General features: G+C 70.1%; 13 protein-coding genes. 9 read left to right on the forward strand and 4 right to left on the reverse strand.

The window, feature by feature from the left end; genetic code table 11:
• Positions 1-87 precede the first annotated feature (87 nt).
• Positions 88-2334, reverse strand: a complete 2247-nt coding sequence (locus MYMAC_RS16625; protein ID WP_095958781.1) for an ATP-binding protein — start codon at positions 2332-2334, stop codon at positions 88-90.
• Positions 2335-2441: 107 nt separating this feature from the next.
• Here MYMAC_RS16625 and MYMAC_RS16630 point away from each other — a divergent pair, with 107 nt between their 5' ends.
• The 8 genes from MYMAC_RS16630 to MYMAC_RS16665 all read left to right on the forward strand — a co-directional run bounded on the left by MYMAC_RS16630 (position 2442) and on the right by MYMAC_RS16665 (position 11574).
• On the forward strand, positions 2442-4847 hold the full coding sequence (locus MYMAC_RS16630; protein WP_095958782.1) for a lytic transglycosylase domain-containing protein: 2406 nt from the start codon (positions 2442-2444) through the stop codon (positions 4845-4847).
• Between the two features lie 230 nt (positions 4848-5077).
• Positions 5078-5281, forward strand: coding sequence for a cold-shock protein (locus tag MYMAC_RS16635; protein ID WP_011553379.1), 204 nt, complete (start codon positions 5078-5080; stop codon positions 5279-5281).
• 134 nt (positions 5282-5415) lie between these two features.
• Positions 5416-6813 carry an L-seryl-tRNA(Sec) selenium transferase gene (gene selA, locus MYMAC_RS16640; protein WP_095958783.1) on the forward strand — a complete coding sequence of 466 codons (1398 nt, stop codon included), beginning with the start codon at positions 5416-5418 and terminating at the stop codon, positions 6811-6813.
• Complete coding sequence (locus MYMAC_RS16645; RefSeq protein WP_013939909.1) at positions 6810-7403, forward strand: HNH endonuclease; 594 nt, start codon at positions 6810-6812, stop codon at positions 7401-7403. Before selA ends, MYMAC_RS16645 begins: the two co-directional genes overlap by 4 nt.
• Before the next feature lie 231 nt (positions 7404-7634).
• Positions 7635-8588, forward strand: a complete 954-nt coding sequence (locus tag MYMAC_RS16650; protein ID WP_095958784.1) for a P-loop NTPase — start codon at positions 7635-7637, stop codon at positions 8586-8588.
• Positions 8585-10189, forward strand: coding sequence for a helix-turn-helix domain-containing protein (locus MYMAC_RS16655; RefSeq protein WP_095958785.1), 1605 nt, complete (start codon positions 8585-8587; stop codon positions 10187-10189). Before MYMAC_RS16650 ends, MYMAC_RS16655 begins: the two co-directional genes overlap by 4 nt.
• An 85-nt stretch (positions 10190-10274) precedes the next feature.
• Positions 10275-10538, forward strand: a complete 264-nt coding sequence (locus MYMAC_RS16660; protein ID WP_011553384.1) for a hypothetical protein — start codon at positions 10275-10277, stop codon at positions 10536-10538.
• A 10-nt stretch (positions 10539-10548) separates the two neighbouring features.
• Positions 10549-11574 carry an RluA family pseudouridine synthase gene (locus MYMAC_RS16665; protein ID WP_095958786.1) on the forward strand — a complete coding sequence of 342 codons (1026 nt, stop codon included), beginning with the start codon at positions 10549-10551 and terminating at the stop codon, positions 11572-11574.
• On the opposite strand, the gene MYMAC_RS16670 is transcribed toward MYMAC_RS16665, so the two are convergent.
• Together MYMAC_RS16670 and MYMAC_RS16675 are read right to left on the reverse strand one after the other, a co-directional pair.
• Positions 11555-12865 (reverse strand): HD-GYP domain-containing protein, encoded by a 1311-nt coding sequence (locus tag MYMAC_RS16670; protein WP_013939913.1) that lies wholly within the window; start codon positions 12863-12865, stop codon positions 11555-11557. The two genes, MYMAC_RS16665 and MYMAC_RS16670, sit on opposite strands and share 20 nt — an antisense overlap.
• 4 nt (positions 12866-12869) lie before the next feature.
• Positions 12870-14636 carry a HEAT repeat domain-containing protein gene (locus MYMAC_RS16675; RefSeq protein ID WP_095958787.1) on the reverse strand — a complete coding sequence of 589 codons (1767 nt, stop codon included), beginning with the start codon at positions 14634-14636 and terminating at the stop codon, positions 12870-12872.
• Between the two features lie 212 nt (positions 14637-14848).
• Between MYMAC_RS16675 and MYMAC_RS16680 the strand changes: the two genes are divergently transcribed.
• Positions 14849-15118: a hypothetical protein gene (locus MYMAC_RS16680; protein ID WP_013939915.1), complete on the forward strand. Its 270-nt coding sequence runs from the start codon at positions 14849-14851 to the stop codon at positions 15116-15118.
• A gap of 161 nt (positions 15119-15279) precedes the next feature.
• On the opposite strand, the gene MYMAC_RS16685 is transcribed toward MYMAC_RS16680, so the two are convergent.
• Positions 15280-17745, reverse strand: coding sequence for an OPT family oligopeptide transporter (locus tag MYMAC_RS16685; RefSeq protein ID WP_095958788.1), 2466 nt, complete (start codon positions 17743-17745; stop codon positions 15280-15282).
• Positions 17746-17758 lie beyond the last annotated feature (13 nt).

Consider the following 17758-nt stretch of genomic DNA (forward strand, 5'->3'; position numbering starts at 1 on the left):
GGGCTCCGTTCCGAGAGCGAAAGCGGCCTTTTCCGCGAGCCCGGCCTTGTGGGGGCTCCAGGCCGAACGCGCCGGGTGACGGCCTGGCTATGCGCGGAGCCGCTTGCGGCGCTCCCGCTTGGCGCGGGGCTCTCGCTGCGCGGGCCTGGCCCCGTCGCGCAGCTCGTCGGGCATGGGCAGTGACTGCGACGGACGCGTGCCGGCGGGCAGGCCCTCCACGTAAGGGGCCTCGGACGCGGGCGGCTGCTCGGTGGGGAGGGCGGGGAGGCGGATGACGAACGTGGAGCCTTCGCCCACCTTGCTCTGCACGGAGATGCTGCCGCCGTGGTTCTTCACGATGCGCTGGCAGATGGCCAGGCCCAGGCCGGTGCCCTTCTGCTTCGTCGTGTAGAAGGGCACGAAGATGTGCGGGTGCTGGTCCGGAGGGATGCCGGGGCCGTTGTCGGACACCTGCACCTCCACGAACTCAGCGCCGGCGCTGCGCAGCTCGCCGAAGCGCTCCGGCTTCTCCGTGCGCACGCTGATGCGGCCCTCGCGCGAGCCCAGCGCCTGCACCGCGTTCTGCACCAGGTTGATGAGCACCTGCTTGAGCTGCTCCGCGTCGCCGTCCACGCGCGGCAGCATCAAGTCCAGCTCCACGGCGAGCTGGAGGTTGGACGGCACGTCGTTCTGGATGAGCCGCATGGTGCGCGTCACCACCTCGTTGAGGTCGGTGGTGCCGAAGCTCTGCTTCATCGGGCGCGCGTAGTCGAGGAACGCCGTCACCACGCCGTTGAGGCGGTTGACCTCCTCGACGATGACCTCCAGGAACTCCGCGTCCTCACCCTGGAACTGCGCCGGGTCCAGGCACTGCGCCGCGCCCTTGATGGCGCCCAGCGGGTTGCGGATCTCGTGCGCCAGGCCCGCCGCCATCTCACCCAGCGCGGCCAGGCGGTCCCGCTCGCGAATCTTCTCGTAGAGCTTGGAGTTCTCCAGCACCGTCGCCAGCCGCTCCGCCACCTCCAGGATGATGGCGATTTCGTCGGACGCGAAGGCCTCCGGCACCCGCTCATCCCACAGGTTGAGGAACCCGATGACGCGGTCATTGCCCATCAGCGGCACGGTGATGCCGGCCTTCACCTGCACCAGCGCCGCGCGCGTGTCGTTGAGCCGCTTGAGCTCGTCGCGGTAGCGCTTGCCCTCCACCACCTGCAAGCGCATGGTCGCCATGCGGCGCTCCACGTTCTCCCGCAGCACCGCCTTCTGCCCGCTGGCCGCCGCGAAGAGCAGGCCGCGCGCCACCGCCGTGTCCAGGAAGGCCACCGGCAGCGGGCCGCGCGAATCCAGCAGCCGGTACCCGGGCCGGTCCTCCGCCAGCAGGTACACCGAGGCGTGCGTCACGCGGCCCGTCTCGTGGAGGGTGTCCAGCACCAGCCGGGCCAGCTCGGAGATTTCAATGACGTTCGCCATGCGCGCGCGCAGCGAGCCCAGCGAGTCCAGCAGGGCGAAGCGCTCGCGGAAGAAGATGCGCACCACCATCTCCTCCACCTTCACCTTCAGCGGCTCCAGGAGGATGAGGATGACGAACGCGGCCACCACCGTGTTGAAGAGGAAGAGGCCTGTGTTCTCCTTGCCCCACGCCGTCAGCACCGTGAAGACGGCGGCCAGGATGCTGGCCAGCACCGTCTGCGAGGCGATCTTGCCCAGCAGCTCGTGCAGGTCCATGAGCCGCAGCCGCAGCAGCGTGTGGGCCAGGAAGAACAGGTACAGCGTGGAGAAGACCGACCCCAGCGTGGGGAAGGGGATGCCGAAGCTGACCAGGAAATCCAGCGCGGAGAAGAGGATGGCCGCGCCCGCGCCGATGGCCAGGTAGGCCAGCCGGAACTTCTCGATGCGGGACTCCGTGGTGCGGACCCGGTGGAGCAGCAACGAGCCGTAGGTCAGCAGCGTGCCCAGGACCCACACGCCCATGCACACCCGGGCCCAGAGCTTGTCGGCCAGGGGGGTGACGGCCACGGTCAGCCCCAGGACGGCGGACAGCAGGGCGAGCCGGCGGCCCACCAGGTGGGTCCCCTTGCTGACGCCCAGGAACTCCAGGAAGAAGGCGACGGCGGCGCCCGGCACCAGCGAGGCCACCAGGATGGTGGCGCCCACGGAGATGCGGGAGGCCCACGGGTAGTCGGCCGCCGGGAAGACGTTGTGAAAGAAGAGCGAAAGGTAGTAGCCGGCGACCGTCAGTGCGAAGACGGAGTACAGCGTCAGTACCCTGGGCCTGCCGGGCCGCAGCAACATGGACACGCCCAGGGCGAGCCCGATGATGGATGCCAGCAGCGCGCTCTGTGTCCGGATGTCCATGAGGAGGCGGACAGTCTAACCTGTGTCAGCCTCCGGAAATTTTCCATGACCTGCCGGTTGTCCTGGGGCGAGCCCGCGCGCATCTCCCAGCGACCCAGCCCCCGCGTATGAAGCCCTTCCTTTCCAAGCTCGCCGTCGCCGCCTCCGCGCTCCTGATGACCGCGCAGGCCCCCGCCCCACGGGCGGTTTCGTCCACCCCGGCCGAGTCCGAGGCGTCTGAGGCGCCGGCCCAGCACCCCAGCAACGCGCCGCCGGAGGCGCAGTTGTCTCCGCCCCCCGACTCGGAGAAGGCCCCGCTGCCGGTGGGCTACGTGGAGGTGCTCAACCCCGCCTTCCCCAACGCCGCGCCGCCCACGCCGGTGGTGCACCGGGGCCGCCGCTACGGGCTGGAGGACCTGGCCCCGTACTTCGGGGAGGGCAAGAAGAAGGAGGCCCGCGACGCGTTCGACCGTGGACAGTACCCCCGCGCCCGCGAGCTGCTGAAGGACGAGGGCGACAGCCCCCCGGTGCGCTACCTGCGCGCCCTGGCCGCGGTGCGCGCCGGAGATGACGCGTCCGCCGCCCAGGAGTTCGCCGCGCTGGCCCCGGACTACCCCGCGCTGAAGGACCGCTGCCTGACGCACGGCGGCGTGGCGCTGGAGAGCCTGCGCCGCTTCGACGAGGCCGCGGCGCTGCTGGAGCAGGTGCCGCCGGAGTCCAAGCTGTACGTGGACGCGCGGCTGGCCCTGTCGCGGGTGCTGCGCAAGAAGAAGGACGCGGCGGGCGCCATGGCCGCGCTGGAGCCGCTGACCGCGCGCGCGGCGCCGAGCTGGGGCCGCAACGTGGGCGCCGAGGCGCTGATGGCCATCGCCGACATCGCCGCGGAGCAGAAGGACAGGGCCGCCGAGCGCGCCGCGCTGTGGCGCCTGTGGGCCGCGCACCCGCTGTCCGCCCTGTCGAAGCAGGCCGAGAAGCGCCTCAAGGGGCAGACGCCGCCCATGGAGGCGAAGGTGGGGCGGGGCGAGGCGCTGGTGGAGCTGCACCGCAACAGGCCTGGCCTGGCGCAGCTCGAGCCGCTGCTGCCGAAGCTCGCGCTGCCGGACCCGCTGGCCTGCCGCGCGCACTTCTCCTACGGCAAGGGGCTGCGCAAGGAGCGCCAGCACACGCGCGCCATCCAGGTGCTGACGCCGGTGGCGGAGAAGTGCCAGGACCGCGACCTGCTGCCGCGCGTGATGTACGTGCTCGGCTCGTCGCGCTCCATCGTCGACCAGGCGCGCGGCATGGAGACCTACGAGCGGATGGCGCGCGAGTTCCCGGACCACTCGTTCGCGGACGACGGCCTGTTCTACGCGGCCGACCTCTACCTGAAGACGGGGCGCCCCCAGGAGGCCATGGCCCGGCTGGACACGCTGGCCCGGCTGTACCCGCAGGGTGACTTCCTGGGCGAGGCGCTCTTCAAGGCGTTCTGGATTGCCCGCACCACCGGCGCGGTGGACGCCGGGCTGTCCTTCCTGGACCGCATCGAGGCCCAGTTCGCCAAGGCGGACGAGAGCTACGACGTGGAGCGCGCGCGCTACTGGCGGGCGCGGACGATGCAGGAGAAGGGCAACATCCAGGGCGCCGCGGAGCTGTTCGAGCAGCTCTCCGTGGACCACCCGGCGACCTACTACGGGCTGATGGCGCGCTCGCAGCTCGCGAAGGTGGACCCGCCGCGGCTGGAGAAGGTGTCCGCTGAAATCTTCGCCGTCCCGGAGGCCGTCAGCCCCTGGCCGCTGTTCGCCGGCCCCATGGGCGAGGACCCGCACTTCCGCGCCGGCGTGGAGCTGTACCGCCTGGGCTTCACCGAGGCCGTGGCGTCCGAGCTGCTGGCCGTCGACCGGACGAACCTGCCCGCCGAGTCCGTGCGCCTGCTGGTGCTGGTGCTGCACGAGGCCGGTGACGAGCGCTCCGCCCACGCGGTGGCGCGGCTGGCCCTGCGCAAGGACCTGAGCGGGCGCATCACCCCGGAGACGCGCGTGGTGTGGGAGGTGGCCTATCCCAACGCCTTCCGCGACCTCATCGAGAAGCACACCGCGGACGCGGGCGTGGAGCCGGACCTGCTGCAGGCGTTGATGCGGGAGGAGAGCGCGCTGGACCCCAAGGCGCTGTCATGGGCCGGCGCGCTGGGCCTCACGCAGTTGATGCCCTCCACCGCGCGGAGCGTGGCGCGCGAGCTGAAGCTCAAGCGCTTCAGCGTGAACCAGCTCCTCCAGCCCGACCTCAACATCCGCCTGGGCGCGCACTACCTGGGCGGCCTGCTCAAGCGCTTCAAGGGCCACACGCCCTACGCGGTGGGCAGCTACAACGCCGGCCCCGGCGCCGTGAATCGTTGGAGGTCCGACAAGCCGGACCTGGCGCTGGACGCGTGGGTGGAGGAGATCCCCATCTCCGAGACGCGCGGCTACATCAAGCGCGTGCTGCGCTCCTTCAACACGTACCAGCTCCTGTATGGACGGGCGCCCAAGCTGCCCGTGCTCAAGAGCGCCGCGAAGTAGGTGCCCCGGCGTCACCCGGGCGCGAACCGGGTGGTGTTGATGGAGAATTCGCGCGGAATGGGGGGTGGACACGGCCTGTTATGTCCACGCCCGGAAAAAGGGCGCGTGTGAGAGGTGGACCCCCTATGCAACCGGCCGGAAACGTGACACACGGCCAGGGCCGCCCTTTCACACGGTGTGGCAGCCAGCTCAATTCATGAGGCTGGCAGAGAAAGAAGAAGAGAAGCGTAATGGCGACTGGTACCGTGAAGTGGTTCAACGATGCGAAGGGCTTTGGGTTCATCATGCAGGACGGCGGCGGCGAGGACCTCTTCTGCCACCACACTGCGATTCAGACCCAGGGCTTCCGCACGCTGCAGGAAGGCCAGAAGGTCGAGTTCGACGTGGCCCGTGGCCCCAAGGGCCTGCAGGCTCAGAACGTTCGCCCGGTCTGAGTTCCTACTGAGCGCTCCCAGCGCTTGGTCCGAAGGCCCGGTCTCCCGAGGGAGGCTGGGCCTTTTCCTTTTGTCACCCCGATGTTCCGGGGCCCGCCTGGAACTTGCCCGGCGGCTCTCCTAGACTCGGGGGCGTGGGCGCCCCGTCGAACAGTGGAGACGGTGGGAAGAATGCGCTCTTGCGCGCGCTCCCCTCCGTCGAGCAGCTCCTGCGGCGCCCGTCGCTGGAACCCCTGTTGAGCGGCGTCCCCCGGGCTCGCGCCGTGGCCGCGCTCCGGTTGGCGGTGGACCGTGCCCGGGGCCGGCTGGTGGCCTCGGGCGGGCCTGGCTTCGACGACGCGGACGTGCGGCACGCGCTGGCCACGCTGGCCACGCCGGGGCTGCGGCCCGTGCTCAACGCCACCGGGGTGGTGCTGCACACCAACCTGGGCCGCGCGCCCCTGGCGGCCTCGGCGGTGGCGCGCGTGGCGGAGGTGGCCCGGGGGTACTCGAACCTCGAATACGACCTGGATGAGGGGGAGCGGGGCAGCCGCTACGCGCCGCTGGTGGGCCTGCTGCGCTCGCTGACGGGCGCGGAGGACGCGGTGGTGGTGAACAACTGCGCGGGCGCGGTGCTGCTGGTGCTGGCGGCGCTGGCGGCCGGCCGCGAGTGCGTCGTGTCGCGCGGGGAGCTGGTGGAGATTGGCGGCGGGTTCCGCGTCCCGGAGGTGATGAAGCAGTCCGGCGCGAAGCTGGTGGAGGTGGGCACCACCAACCGCACGCGGCTGTCGGACTACGCGGCGGCGCTGGGGCCGGAGACGGCGCTGCTGGTGAAGGTGCACCGCTCCAACTTCGCGCTGGTGGGCTTCACGGAAGAGGTGGAGGTGGCGGAGCTCTCCGCGCTGGGGCGGGCGCGCGGCGTGCCCGTGTTCCAGGACCTGGGCGCGGGCGCGCTGGTGCCGCTGAAGGGCCCGGGCTCGAGCCAGGAGCTCACGGTGGCGCAGGCCGTGTCCGCGGGCGCGGACGTGGTGGCCTTTTCGGGAGACAAGCTGTTGGGAGGACCCCAGGCGGGGGTCGTGGTGGGCCGGTCCGCGCTGATTTCGCGCATCAAGGCCCACCCGCTCATGCGGGCCCTGCGGGTGGACAAGCTGACGGTCGCCGCGCTCGAAGCCACCCTGGTGCTGTACCGGGATGGCCGGGCGGACGAGGTGCCGGTGCACCGTCTGCTCGCCCAGCCGCCGGAGGACCTGCGCGCCCGGGCGGTGCGGCTGCAGGGCCTGCTGGCGGGGCGGGGTGTGCGTGCGCGGGTGGCCAGCGTGGTGGGGCAGGTGGGTGGGGGTGCCATGCCGCTGGCCGGGTTGCCGTCCTCCGCGTGCATCCTCACCCTAGAGAAGCCGGAAGCATTCCTGGAGCGCCTGCGCGCGGGAATGCCGCCGGTTATTGGCAGGATCACGGATGGCGAGGTGCTCCTCGACGTCCGGTGTCTCGAGGAGGAGGAGCTCCAGGCGGTCGCCGACGCCGTCACGGCCGCCATTCCAGGGAACCCGCCATGATCAACAGCGCCGTGCTTGTCCTCAACCGGTACTACCAGCCGGTGCATGTCACCTCGGTGAAACGGGCGTTTTCGCTCCTGTACCTGGGGGTGGCCAAGGCCATCGACTCGCAGTACCGGTTGTATGAGTTCGCGGATTGGGCGGAGCTGAGCGCCACGCAGGACTGCATCACCACCATCGACCGCACCATCCGCGTGCCCCGCGTCCTGGTGCTCAGCGCGTATGACCACCTGCCCCGTGGGCGGGTGCGCTTCTCCCGGCTCAACATCTACGCGCGCGACAACGACACCTGCCAGTACTGCGGGCAGAACCTGCCGCGCAGCGAGCTGAACCTGGACCACGTCATGCCGCGGACCCAGGGCGGCAAGACGACGTGGGAGAACGTCGTGTGCTCCTGCGTGCCCTGCAACCTCAGGAAGGGCGGGCGCACGCCGGAGCAGGCCCACATGAAGCTGCTCAAGAAGCCGGTGCGCCCGCGCTGGACGCCGCTGTTCCGGGGCGCCACCCGCAAGGTGACGTACCGGGAGTGGCTGCCATTCCTTCACCTGGCGGATGCCTCGTACTGGAACGTGGAGCTGCTGGACGAGTAGCGCCTGCCCGGTGGGCGTCCAGGCGCGCTGACGCCGTGGGACGCCCGGGTGACTTCCCGGGAGTGACGGGTTTCCAGCGCACGCGCGGGCGGGGATGTTCCACTGAACGGATGCGGAAGGTCGGGGAGTCGACGCGACCTCGGGTTCGCGATTTGATGGGGGGGCATGTCCCAACCCTCGCGAGCGCCCCGGGCGGAGTCCCGAGCCCTGGGCCCCACGGAGCCAGGCCCCATGGTCTCCGGCCCCCCTGGTCTGTCACGTCGTCCTCGTCCCCGGCGCATCATCGCGGTGGGAGGCGGGAAGGGCGGCATTGGCAAGTCCATGGTGTCCGCCAACCTGGGCGTGGCCCTGGCGCAGTCAGGCGCCAACGTGCTGCTGGTGGACGTGGACCTGGGCGGGGCGAACCTGCACACGTGCCTGGGGGTGGGGCAGCCCAACGCGACGCTGTCCGACTTCCTGCGCCGGAACAAGGCGCAGATTGAAGAGGTCATCATCCCCACCGGCGTGCCCCGGCTGTCGCTGATCGCCGGCGCGCAGGACGCGCTGGACGCGGCCAACCTCAAGTACGCGCAGAAGCAGAAGCTGCTGCGGACGTTGATGGCCACGTCGGCGGACTACCTCATCCTGGACCTGGGCGCGGGGACCAGCTTCAACACCATCGACTTCTTCATCCTCGCGGACCACGGCGTGCTGGTGATGCTGCCCGAGCCCACGTCGGTGGAGAACGCCTACCGCTTCGCCAAGGCGGCCTTCTTCCGCAAGCTCCAGCAGGTGGAGGCGCAGTACGGCATCGAGGACCTGGTGGAGGACGCGCTCACCACCCGCGAGGGCGCGCTGCGCACGCTGCATGACGTGCTGGCGCAGGCCCGGCGCAAGGACCCGGCCATCGCGGAGCGCCTGGAGCGGGAGCTGTCCGCGTTCCGCATCCGCCTCGTCGTGAACCAGGCGCGCACGGACGCGGACCTGTCCGTGGGGACCTCGGTGGCCGCCGCGTGGAAGAAGTTCTTCGGCATCGACATGGATGTCCTGGGCGCCATTCGCTACGACGACGAGGCGTGGCGCGCGGTGCGCAAGCGCAAGCCCGTCCTCATCGAGCGGCCGGATTCCGCGGCGGCCACTGCCATTCAGGGCATCGCAACGCGTATCCTCGCGATTGACGGTTCCCCTCAGCGCTCCCCACCATGAAGCCCTTCGAGCAGCAGACCTACTACGAGATTCTCGAAGTCCCCGTCACCGCGCCGCTGGAGGAGATCCGCGCGGCGTATGAACGGCTGATGGAGCTGTATTCGCCGGACTCCATCGCCGTGTACGCGCTCGTGGACGAGGGCCAGGTGGACGGGCTGCGCGCCCGGATGGCCGAGGCCCTGGAGATCCTCTCCGACGAAGAGCTGCGTGCCGAGTACGACAAGGACCTGGGACTCCCGGCGCGCCGGTTGATGGACGCGGCGGCGTCGGGTGGCGAGGTGACGCCGGCGGAAAAGCGTGCCGAGCCGGAGCGCGTCGGGGTTGCCGCTACGCACGGGGACGAACAGACTGGCCCGCGTTCAACGCAGGTCCCCCAGGCGGGGACGGACGGGAGGCCAGGGGCAGTGCGAGACGTGCCGGTGGAGGACTCGGAGACCGCGAGCACGGAGCGGAGCGGAGCGGAGGAGGGCGCCGCCAGGGCGACGGAGCCGCGGGTGGAGCCACTGGCCGCGGTTTCGGGACAGGCGGACTTCCGGGCCTCGTTCTTCCGGGGGTTCTCGTTCGCGTACGTGTCCAGCTCGTTGCAGGACACGCAGCGGCTGGGCAGCGCGGTGGATGTCCCCGCCGCGGCGATTCAGCCCCGGCCGGACAGCGGCTCCGCGACGGGCGCGAGCGTCCCGGCTTCGAGTGGGGAGGCCGCCGCGCCGACGACCGCGACGGTGGCCACCGTCAGCGCCCCGGCTCCGGTCAGCGAACCCGCTGCGGCGCCTGTTGCCGCGGTCTCGACGACGGCCACCCTCGTTTCGGCCACGGAGGCCCCGGCGGCGCCTGCTGCCGCGGCCTCCGCCGCTGCACCGGCAGCCCCCGTCAGCGCTCCGGCTCTGGGGGAGGAGGCCCTGGTGAATGACTCGGTCGCTCCGGCCACTGACACCCCGCCCGCGCAGGGCGCTCCGGTGGGCGTCGCGCCGGCTCCCTCGCCCTCGGCGCCTGCCACCGGGGCGACCCCGGCGCAGGATGCCCCGGTCAGCGTCGCTTCAGGTCCATCCACCTCGGCCCCTGACGCCGCGCCCGTGGCCCCTCCGGCTCCGGTCGCGACTGTCACGCCACCGGCTCCAGCGAGCGCCAGTCCGGCGCCCGGCCCCGACTCCACGGCCATCGTCCCGGTCAGCCCCACGTCCACCCAGGCCGAGCAGGGCAGGCCGGTGTCGCGTCCCGGACGCCTGGGGGACGCGCCGCAGATTGCCCAGGACTCGGCCATCGCCACGGCGGAGGCGGCGCTGGCGCAGGTGTCCCAGGCCGCGTCCCGCGCCCGTGAGCCCCGGCCTCGCATTCCGGACATCCCGTCCGACGCCGAGTTCAATGGCGAGCTGCTCCGCCAGGTCCGCGAGGCCCGGGGGATGACCCTCCAGCAGGTCGCCGACCGCACCCGCATCTCTCGCGGGCACCTGGAGAACGTGGAGGCGGACCGCTACAACGCGCTCCCGGCGGCGGTCTACCTGCGAGGTATCCTGATGAACCTGGCCCGCGAGCTGGGGCTGGACCCGCTCCGCGTCTCCAAGAGCTACCTCGCCCTGTCTTCCGAGAAGTCAGGCAAGAAGTAGGGGAGCCGGCCGGAAACGCCCGGAGGTCACCGGCGTTGCGAGGAAAGTTGACTCCCCTCCGGCCGCTGCCTAAGTAGGTGTCACGATGACGGACGAGGAAAAGGTCAAGGCGATGCGGCTCGCCCGTGCGATTGCCTCGGATATCTCGCTCTACAACGAGCAGAAGATCATCAAGGGAATCGAACAGGACAACCTCTTCGAGGTCCTCAAGGAGGAACTGGAAGAGGGCCGCGAGCTCTACAAGAGCCGCGTCAGCCAGGAGATCTTCACGAAGATGAATTTCTTCGAGCGGGCGATCAACGACATCGTCCTGCGCTCGAAGGCGCATGTGAAGTCGAAGATCTGGTAACCCCCTCCCCGTGGTAGCGCCCGACACGCGAGAGCACCGCGCTCCGCCCGAAGCCCGAGGCGAGCGCGTGGACCAGTATCTCGCGCGGGCCTTCCCGGACCTCACGCGCTCCCGCATCCATGGCCTCATCGAGGCCGGGCATGTGCTCGCGGATGGCCAGCCCGCCAAGCCGGCGCGGCGCCTCCGCGGCGGAGAGCTCCTCGTCCTCCACGTCCCCGCGCCCGTGCCCGCCGTCCCCGTGGCGGAGGAGCTGCCGCTGGCGCTGCTGCACGAGGACCGCGACCTCGTCGTCGTCGACAAGGCGGCTGGCATGGTCGTCCACCCGGGCGCCGGCCACGCCTCTGGCACCCTGGTCAACGCGCTGCTGCACCGGGTGAAGGACCTGGCCGGCGTGGGCGGCGAGCTGCGGCCCGGCATCGTCCACCGGCTCGACAAGGACACCACGGGCTGCCTCGTGGTGGCCAAGAATGAGCAGACGCTGGTCGCGCTCCAGAAGGCCTTCAAGACGCGCGCGGTGGCGAAGACGTACCTGGCCCTGGTGCACGGCGTGCCGCCGGCGGAGGGCCGCATTGAAACGCTCTACGGCCGTCACCCCGTCCACCGTCAGCGCTTCACGGGCAAGGTGAAGGAGGGCAAGAGCGCCATCACCGTGTACCGCGTCCTCGAGGCCTTCGACGGCGCCGCGCTGGTGGAGGTGGACCTGCTCACCGGCCGCACGCACCAGATTCGCGTGCACCTGTCCGAGGCCGGCCACCCCCTGCTGGGTGACGCGCTCTACGGCGCCGGGCGCAAGGCGAAGGGCGCCGCGGCGGAGGCCCAGGAGCGGCTGGGCCGTCAGGCGCTCCACGCGTGGCGCCTGTCCTTCGCGCACCCGCGCACCCACAAGGTGCTGAAGCTGGAGGCGCCCGTGCCCGCGGACCTGGAGGCGGCCCTGACGCTGCTCCGGGCCACGCTCCCCGCGCCGGCCGCGCCGCCAGGGAAGCCCGCGCCCCGGAAGGCGGCGGGCGCCAGGCGGACTACAGGCCGGACACGCTGAGCGACTGCTGCCGCTTGGACAGCACCTTCACGGGCTGGATGGCCATGACCCGCATGAAGACGGACAGCAGCTCCGGGTCGAACTTGTTCCGCATCTCCGACCACATCAGCATCAGCGCCACCTCCGGGCCGTAGGCGTCCCGGTACGGGCGCTTGGACGTGAGGGCGTCGTACGCGTCGCAGATGGCGATGATCTTCGCGTACACCCCGAGGTTCGTCTTCGGGATGATCATCTGGATGTTGCCGCGCGAGTCGCGCACGGCGGTCCCGAAGTCCGTCTTGTGCTCGAACGTCGTGACCACGCGCAGCAGCGTGGAGCGGCTGAAGCCCTTCTCCATCAGGATGTTGCGCACGGAGATGAGCGGCGCGCGCTGCACCGTCTGCTTCTCCTCGGGCGTCAGGGCGCCGCGCTTGGTGGACAGCTCCTCCGACAGCGTGGCCATGCCGGCGTCGTGGAAGAGGGCGATGTAGCCCAAGTCCCGAAGCTGCGGCTTCGTCAGCCCCAGCTCCGCGCCGAACACGACGCTCATCAGGCACACGTTGACCTGGTGGTACACGAGGTAGTCGTCCTCGCGCCGCATGGTCGTCATGCCCAGGAAGTGCGTCCGCTGCTCGTAGGAGATGTCGACGAAGTCCTGCACCAGGCGCAGCGCCTTGGAGGCGTTGATGGGCTTCCCGGCCCGCACCGACTCCAGGTACTTGGTGAGGAAGAACACCGCGCGCGCGTAGATGGTCATCGCGTACTTCTTGCGGTCCACCTTCTGGTCGCCCGGGTTGTCCAGGTCCTTGTTCAGCTTCTCCTTCAGCTTGGAGAACTTGGCCACCCGCATGTTGAGCAGCTTGCGGTTGGACAGGCCGTCCTCTTCGGACGCCGTCGTCTGCTCCTTGCTGAAGATCCAGATGAAGTTCTTCAGCTCCGGCACGGTGACGGGCTTGGTGAGCGTGAAGCCCCCCACGTCCTTCGCGCGCAGCTCCGCCAGCAGGTAGCGCTGGTTCTCGATGGAGTTGAGGTCCACCTTCACCAGCATGCCGTTCAGGTAGAAGGACTCCTTGACGCCCGTGAGCTCCAGGCGGCCTTCCTTGCCGATGATTTGATTGATGATGTCCTGGAGCTGGTGCAGCGGCTTCTGGAAGACGGCGTTCTCCGGGTCATACATCTTCACCGAGCGCACCAGCATGTAGAGGCCGGCCACCAGCGAGCGCGCCAGGCCCTGGAGCTTCTCGTTGTGCTCGCGGCCGAACTCGCTGGTGCTCTCGTCCTGCGACTGGGTGATTTTCAGGTTGTCGGCCATGCGCCTATGCCTCCTCCGCCAGCGCCGAGTCGCCGAAGAGCGCCTTCTTCGTCTGGTACATCGCCTTGCGGGCCGAGGTGAGGACCTCCAGGGGCTGGCTCTTGTCCTCCACCACCGCCTGCAACATCTTGTAGCCCTGGATGGAGCACGCGCCGCCCAGGCCGTGGATGGCCAGCAGCTTGTCCTCCAGCACCCGCTTCTTGTTGAGCAGCGAGGGCTTCACGGCGAGCATCTGCTGCATCATCGACAGGGCGCCCGGGGTGCCGGTGGAGCCGATGGCCGCGTACACCGCGGCGCGCTCGTCCGGCGTCTTCTTCTCGAAGCCCGGCTCCCTCACCAGCCGCATCAGGTCCACGTAGCCCTTGTCGCGGTCGAACTCCGGCAGCAGCTTCGCCGCCAGCATCCGCACCTGGGAGATGGGGTCCGCCAGCGCGTCCACGATGATGCGCCGGGCGTCCCCCGTCCGGCCGCGGCCGATGATGTTGAGGACCTCCAGCTTCACGACCAGGTTGGGGCTCTTCAGCACCTGGCCGAACATCTTCACCCGGTCCGGGTGGTTGCTCTTCTCCAAGATGTGGACCATGTCGCGCACTGTCTGCGGCCGCTCTGACATCAGCCGGGACACGAAGGGCTCGGGCAGCTCACGCGCGAACCCGGCGAGCGCGTCACACAGCAGGGTGCGGTTGTCGGCGACCTCGATGGTCTCCAGCACCGACAGCAGGGGGATGATGGAGTCCCGGCCCAGCACCTGGAGGTAGCGGGACACGTCCGCGGGGTTCTTCGGGCGCGTCGACTTGAGCGACTCGCCCACGCGCATCAGGCGCTGCTCCTCGCCCATCTTGTGGAGGAAGTTCTCCAGCATCTTCGCCAGGTCCTCGTTGCCCTCGCGCTGGGAGAGCGCGCGCAGCTTGAGGACAATCTGGTTCACCGTGCCGAAGTCGTCCTGGAGGAGGAGCATGTCCAGGAGCTGCACGAAGATTTCTTCCAGCAGCGACGCGTCATCCACGCCGCCTTCCACCACCTGGAACACGGCGCTCACCAGCTTGGGGAACAGCCGGGCGTTCTCCTCCTCGGAGACCTCGCGCTGGAGCTTCGCCTTCAGCTCGTCCGAGGCGTGCCGCCCGCCCACCACGAGGCCGCGGATCTGCTCCACGCCGTCCAGCCTGGCGTCCAGGTCCTCCGCGGACACGCGCGCGAAGCGCAGGTAGTCCTCCGAGTTCGTCTGCAGGCGCGAGTAGAGGTAGCCGACCACCTTGTCGACCTCCACCTGCACCTCCTCCTCGGAGGCGTTCTCCATGGAGAAGCCCTCCACCACCACGTACTCGACGTGCTCCATGCTCGCGCGCCAGAGCTGCGCCAGCACGTCCTCCGCGCCGCGCTCCGGCTCCGACAGGGCGATGAGCGTGAAGGTGGTGAGCTCCTCCACCGTGAGCCCCGGCCGGAAGATGAGCTGACGGATGCCGTCGCGGAAGAACTTGTAGGGCAGCGGCGTGTCTTCGGAGAACAGCGACTCGCCGAGGAGCAGGAAGTTCTGCTGCTCCACCTTCATGGACAGCGGACCGAACTTGTCGGTGTAGGCGGAGATCGACTCGAGCGCCTTCCCCAGGAACTCCGGGAAGCGCGACTCGTTGTGACGATACATGCCAATCTGCTTGATGCCCTTGAGCAGGTGGAAGGCGAACGTCTTCGCCAACTCGACCTTCTCGCGAGCCTCGGGCGAAAGCTGCGGCTCCGCGTTGGATTCCTGGATGGCTTTAGGGGGGTGGGCCATGCTGTCACTCAAGCCTAACCCGATTTTGGACGGCCACCCAGGAGACGGCCCGTGGAAGTCTCATGGCTTGGGTGTCGTCCCCGTGACGGGGCATGAGAATGACGGGGATTTCCGGTTGTCTTGCCACATGCGTCATCCGCCGGAGCCGCGCGACGTCGCTGGCGCGGTGGGCGGCGTGTGGCTTGCTGCTCTCGCAGGCGGGGTGTTTCCGGATGAGCCTCCGCTCGGGGGCGCCGCGTGGAGGCGCTCCGGAGGAGCAGACGGGGTTCAGCCTCGTGGGCGGGCTGACGACGTCGAACGTGGTGACGCCGGAGTGCCGCCACGGCTTCTCGCGCGTGGATGTGTATTGGCCGTGGTGGGGCCCCTTCGTCTTCGCGGTGAGCTTCGGCGTCGTCGCCCCGCTGCGCACGGAGTACGTGTGCGCCGAGGCGACGGGGGCCGCGCCGCCCGAGCACGTGCCGGACTCCCACCCACCGCTCTGAGGGGAGCTCCCCGGGGGGGGGGCCAGCCTCCTGGACGGGGTTTCAGGGGGCGGGCCGTACCCGCCCGGAAATGAACGAGGCGGCGAGGCCTGGGCCTCGCCGCCTTGGGGGCTCAGCGGTGTTTCACCGGGCGGCCCGAAGCGAGCCGCCCGGGTCCAGGCTCACGCCTCCTTCCGCGGCGGCGGAGACATGGCGGCGCTCTGGCCCTTGAGGGCGGAGCGCAGCAGGAACAGCGTCAGGCCGGCGAAGAAGAGCAGGCCCCAGAGGTTGGACCACAGCGGGTGGGCGTGCTCGCTCTCGCCCACGGCGTTGAGGAAGGCGCCCAGGCCGCCCTGGTTGCCCAGCAGGGCGGGCAGGTTCAGCGCGCGCGTGCCTGCTCCGTCGGTGGCGATTTCGAGGAACGCGATGAGCACGCCCGCGATGGAGCCGCCGGCGATGAAGCCGGAGGAGAGCAGGGTGCCCGGCGAGAAGTCGGACTCGCCGCCGCGGATGCGGTCCACGAAGTAGCGCACCATGCCGCCCACGAAGAGCGGCGCGCTGCTGCTGATGGGCAGGTACACGCCCACCGCGAAGGGCAGCGAGGACACGCCGCACAGCTCCAGCATCAGCGCGATGAAGACGCCCAGGAGCACCAGGTCCCACGGCAGCTTCTGGGTGAGGATGCCGTCGATGATGAGCGCGAAGAGCTGCGCCTTGGGCGCCGCGTAGCGCGTGAGCTGCTGGCCCTCGTAGACGCTGATGCGGCCGCCGATGCCCGGGTCCACCACGTACTGGATGCCGCCGGCCTCATCGACGAGGTACTTGCCCGCGGGCACCGGCGTGTCCGCGCCGCGCACGTAGCCTTCCTTGTAGGTGCGCTCCGGGCCGTCCGTGACGGCGCCCAGGTCCGCCACCTTGACGGGGGCGCCGCTGGGGACGTTGAGCGTCACCGCGCCCAGGTCCTGCGGGGACACATCGCGCCAGCTCCGCAGCTCCAGCGCGCCGCCCTGCGTGTTCAGCTCGTAGCCCTGCGCCCAGACGGCCTTGCGCAGCGCCGCCTCGTCCAGGCCGCGCGAAGCCAGCGCGTCGGCGGAGACGGCCCAGGGGAAGGTGTGCTGCACCCGCGTCTCGTTGGAGAACTCCGTCACCTGCACGCCCGGGTGGGGCTCGGGGATGGTGACGGTGGCGCCGCGGTTGAGCGTCACCAGCACCAGGCCGATGAACATCGCGCTTGTGAGCACGCCGACGAAGAGCGCCACCTGCTGGCGCTTGGGGGTGCCGCCCACCAGGAAGGCCGTCTTGAGGTCCTGCGCGGTGGTGCCGCCGTTGGACGCGGCGATGCCGACGATGGCCGCCGTGGTGAGGGCCATGAAGCGGTCCTCGGACGACGTCCAGCCCATCAGCAGGTACACGAGGCAGGTGATGAGCAGCGTGGCCACCACCATGCCGGAGATGGGGTTGGACGAGCTGCCAATCTCACCGGTGATGCGCGCGCTCACCGTGACGAAGAAGAAGCCGAAGATGACGATGAGGACGGCGGAGATGAAGTTCACCTCCAGCGGCGGCGCCAGCCAGATGGCCAGCACCAGCGCCGCGCTGCCGCCCAGCACCACGGTGATGGGCAGGTCCTGCTCGGTGCGCAGGAGCTGCGGCATGGCGCCCTGGCCGCGCGAGGCCTTGAGCGACTCCAGGCTGCGCTTGAAGGCCCCGACGATGGTGGGCAGGGAGCGGATGAGGCTGATGAGGCCGCCCGTGGCCACCGCGCCCGCGCCGATGTACAGCACGTACGCGTTGCGGATCTCGTCCGGCGACATGTCCCGGATGAGCTGGCCGTTGTGCATCAGCAGCGGCGTCTCCAGCCCACCGCCGAAGAAGGAGATGGCGGGGATGAGGATGAGGTAGCTCAGCACGCCACCGGCGAAGGTGATGGCCGCCACGCGGGGCCCGATGATGTAGCCCACGCCCAGCAGCTCCGGGCTCACCTCGGTGGAGAGGGTGGCGCTCTTGAGGCCCTTCAGCGGGGTGCTGAGCACCTCGCGGAACAGCTTCATGCCGGAGTAGGCCAGCTTGTAGACGCCGCCCACGATGAATCCGGTGATGACGGTGCGGGCGTTGGTGCCCCCCTGCTCGCCGACGATGAGCACGTCCGCGCTGGCGGTGCCCTCCGGGTAGGGCAGCTTGCCGTGCTCCTGGACGATGAGGCCCTGGCGCAGCGGAATCATCATCAGCACGCCGAGCACGCCGCCCAGCGCCGCCGTGAGGAAGGCGTGGGTGAGGCTGATGTCGTAGCCCAGCAGCAGCAGGGCGGGGAGCGCGGCGGCCACGCCGAAGGCGAGCGACTCACCCGCGGAGCCCGTCGTCTGGACGATGGTGTTCTCCAGGATGCTGGAGTTGCCCAGGGCCCGGAAGATGGCGATGGAGAGCACCGCCACGGGGATGGACGCGGAGACGGTGAGGCCCACCTTGATGGCCAGGTACACGGACGACGCGGCGAACACGATGCCCAGCAACGAGCCGAGCACCAGCGCCCGCATCGTCATCTCCGCCGGAGACCTGTCGGGGGGGACGTACGGAGTATGGGCGACTGTCGCGGTGGTCTGCGCGACCGGGACGCGATCCTCGGAGATCGGCGGCGAACCGTGGGCCAAGCGGGGGCTCCTT

Origin of the sequence: Corallococcus macrosporus DSM 14697 (assembly GCF_002305895.1) — a bacterium.
GTDB lineage: Bacteria > Myxococcota > Myxococcia > Myxococcales > Myxococcaceae > Myxococcus > Myxococcus macrosporus.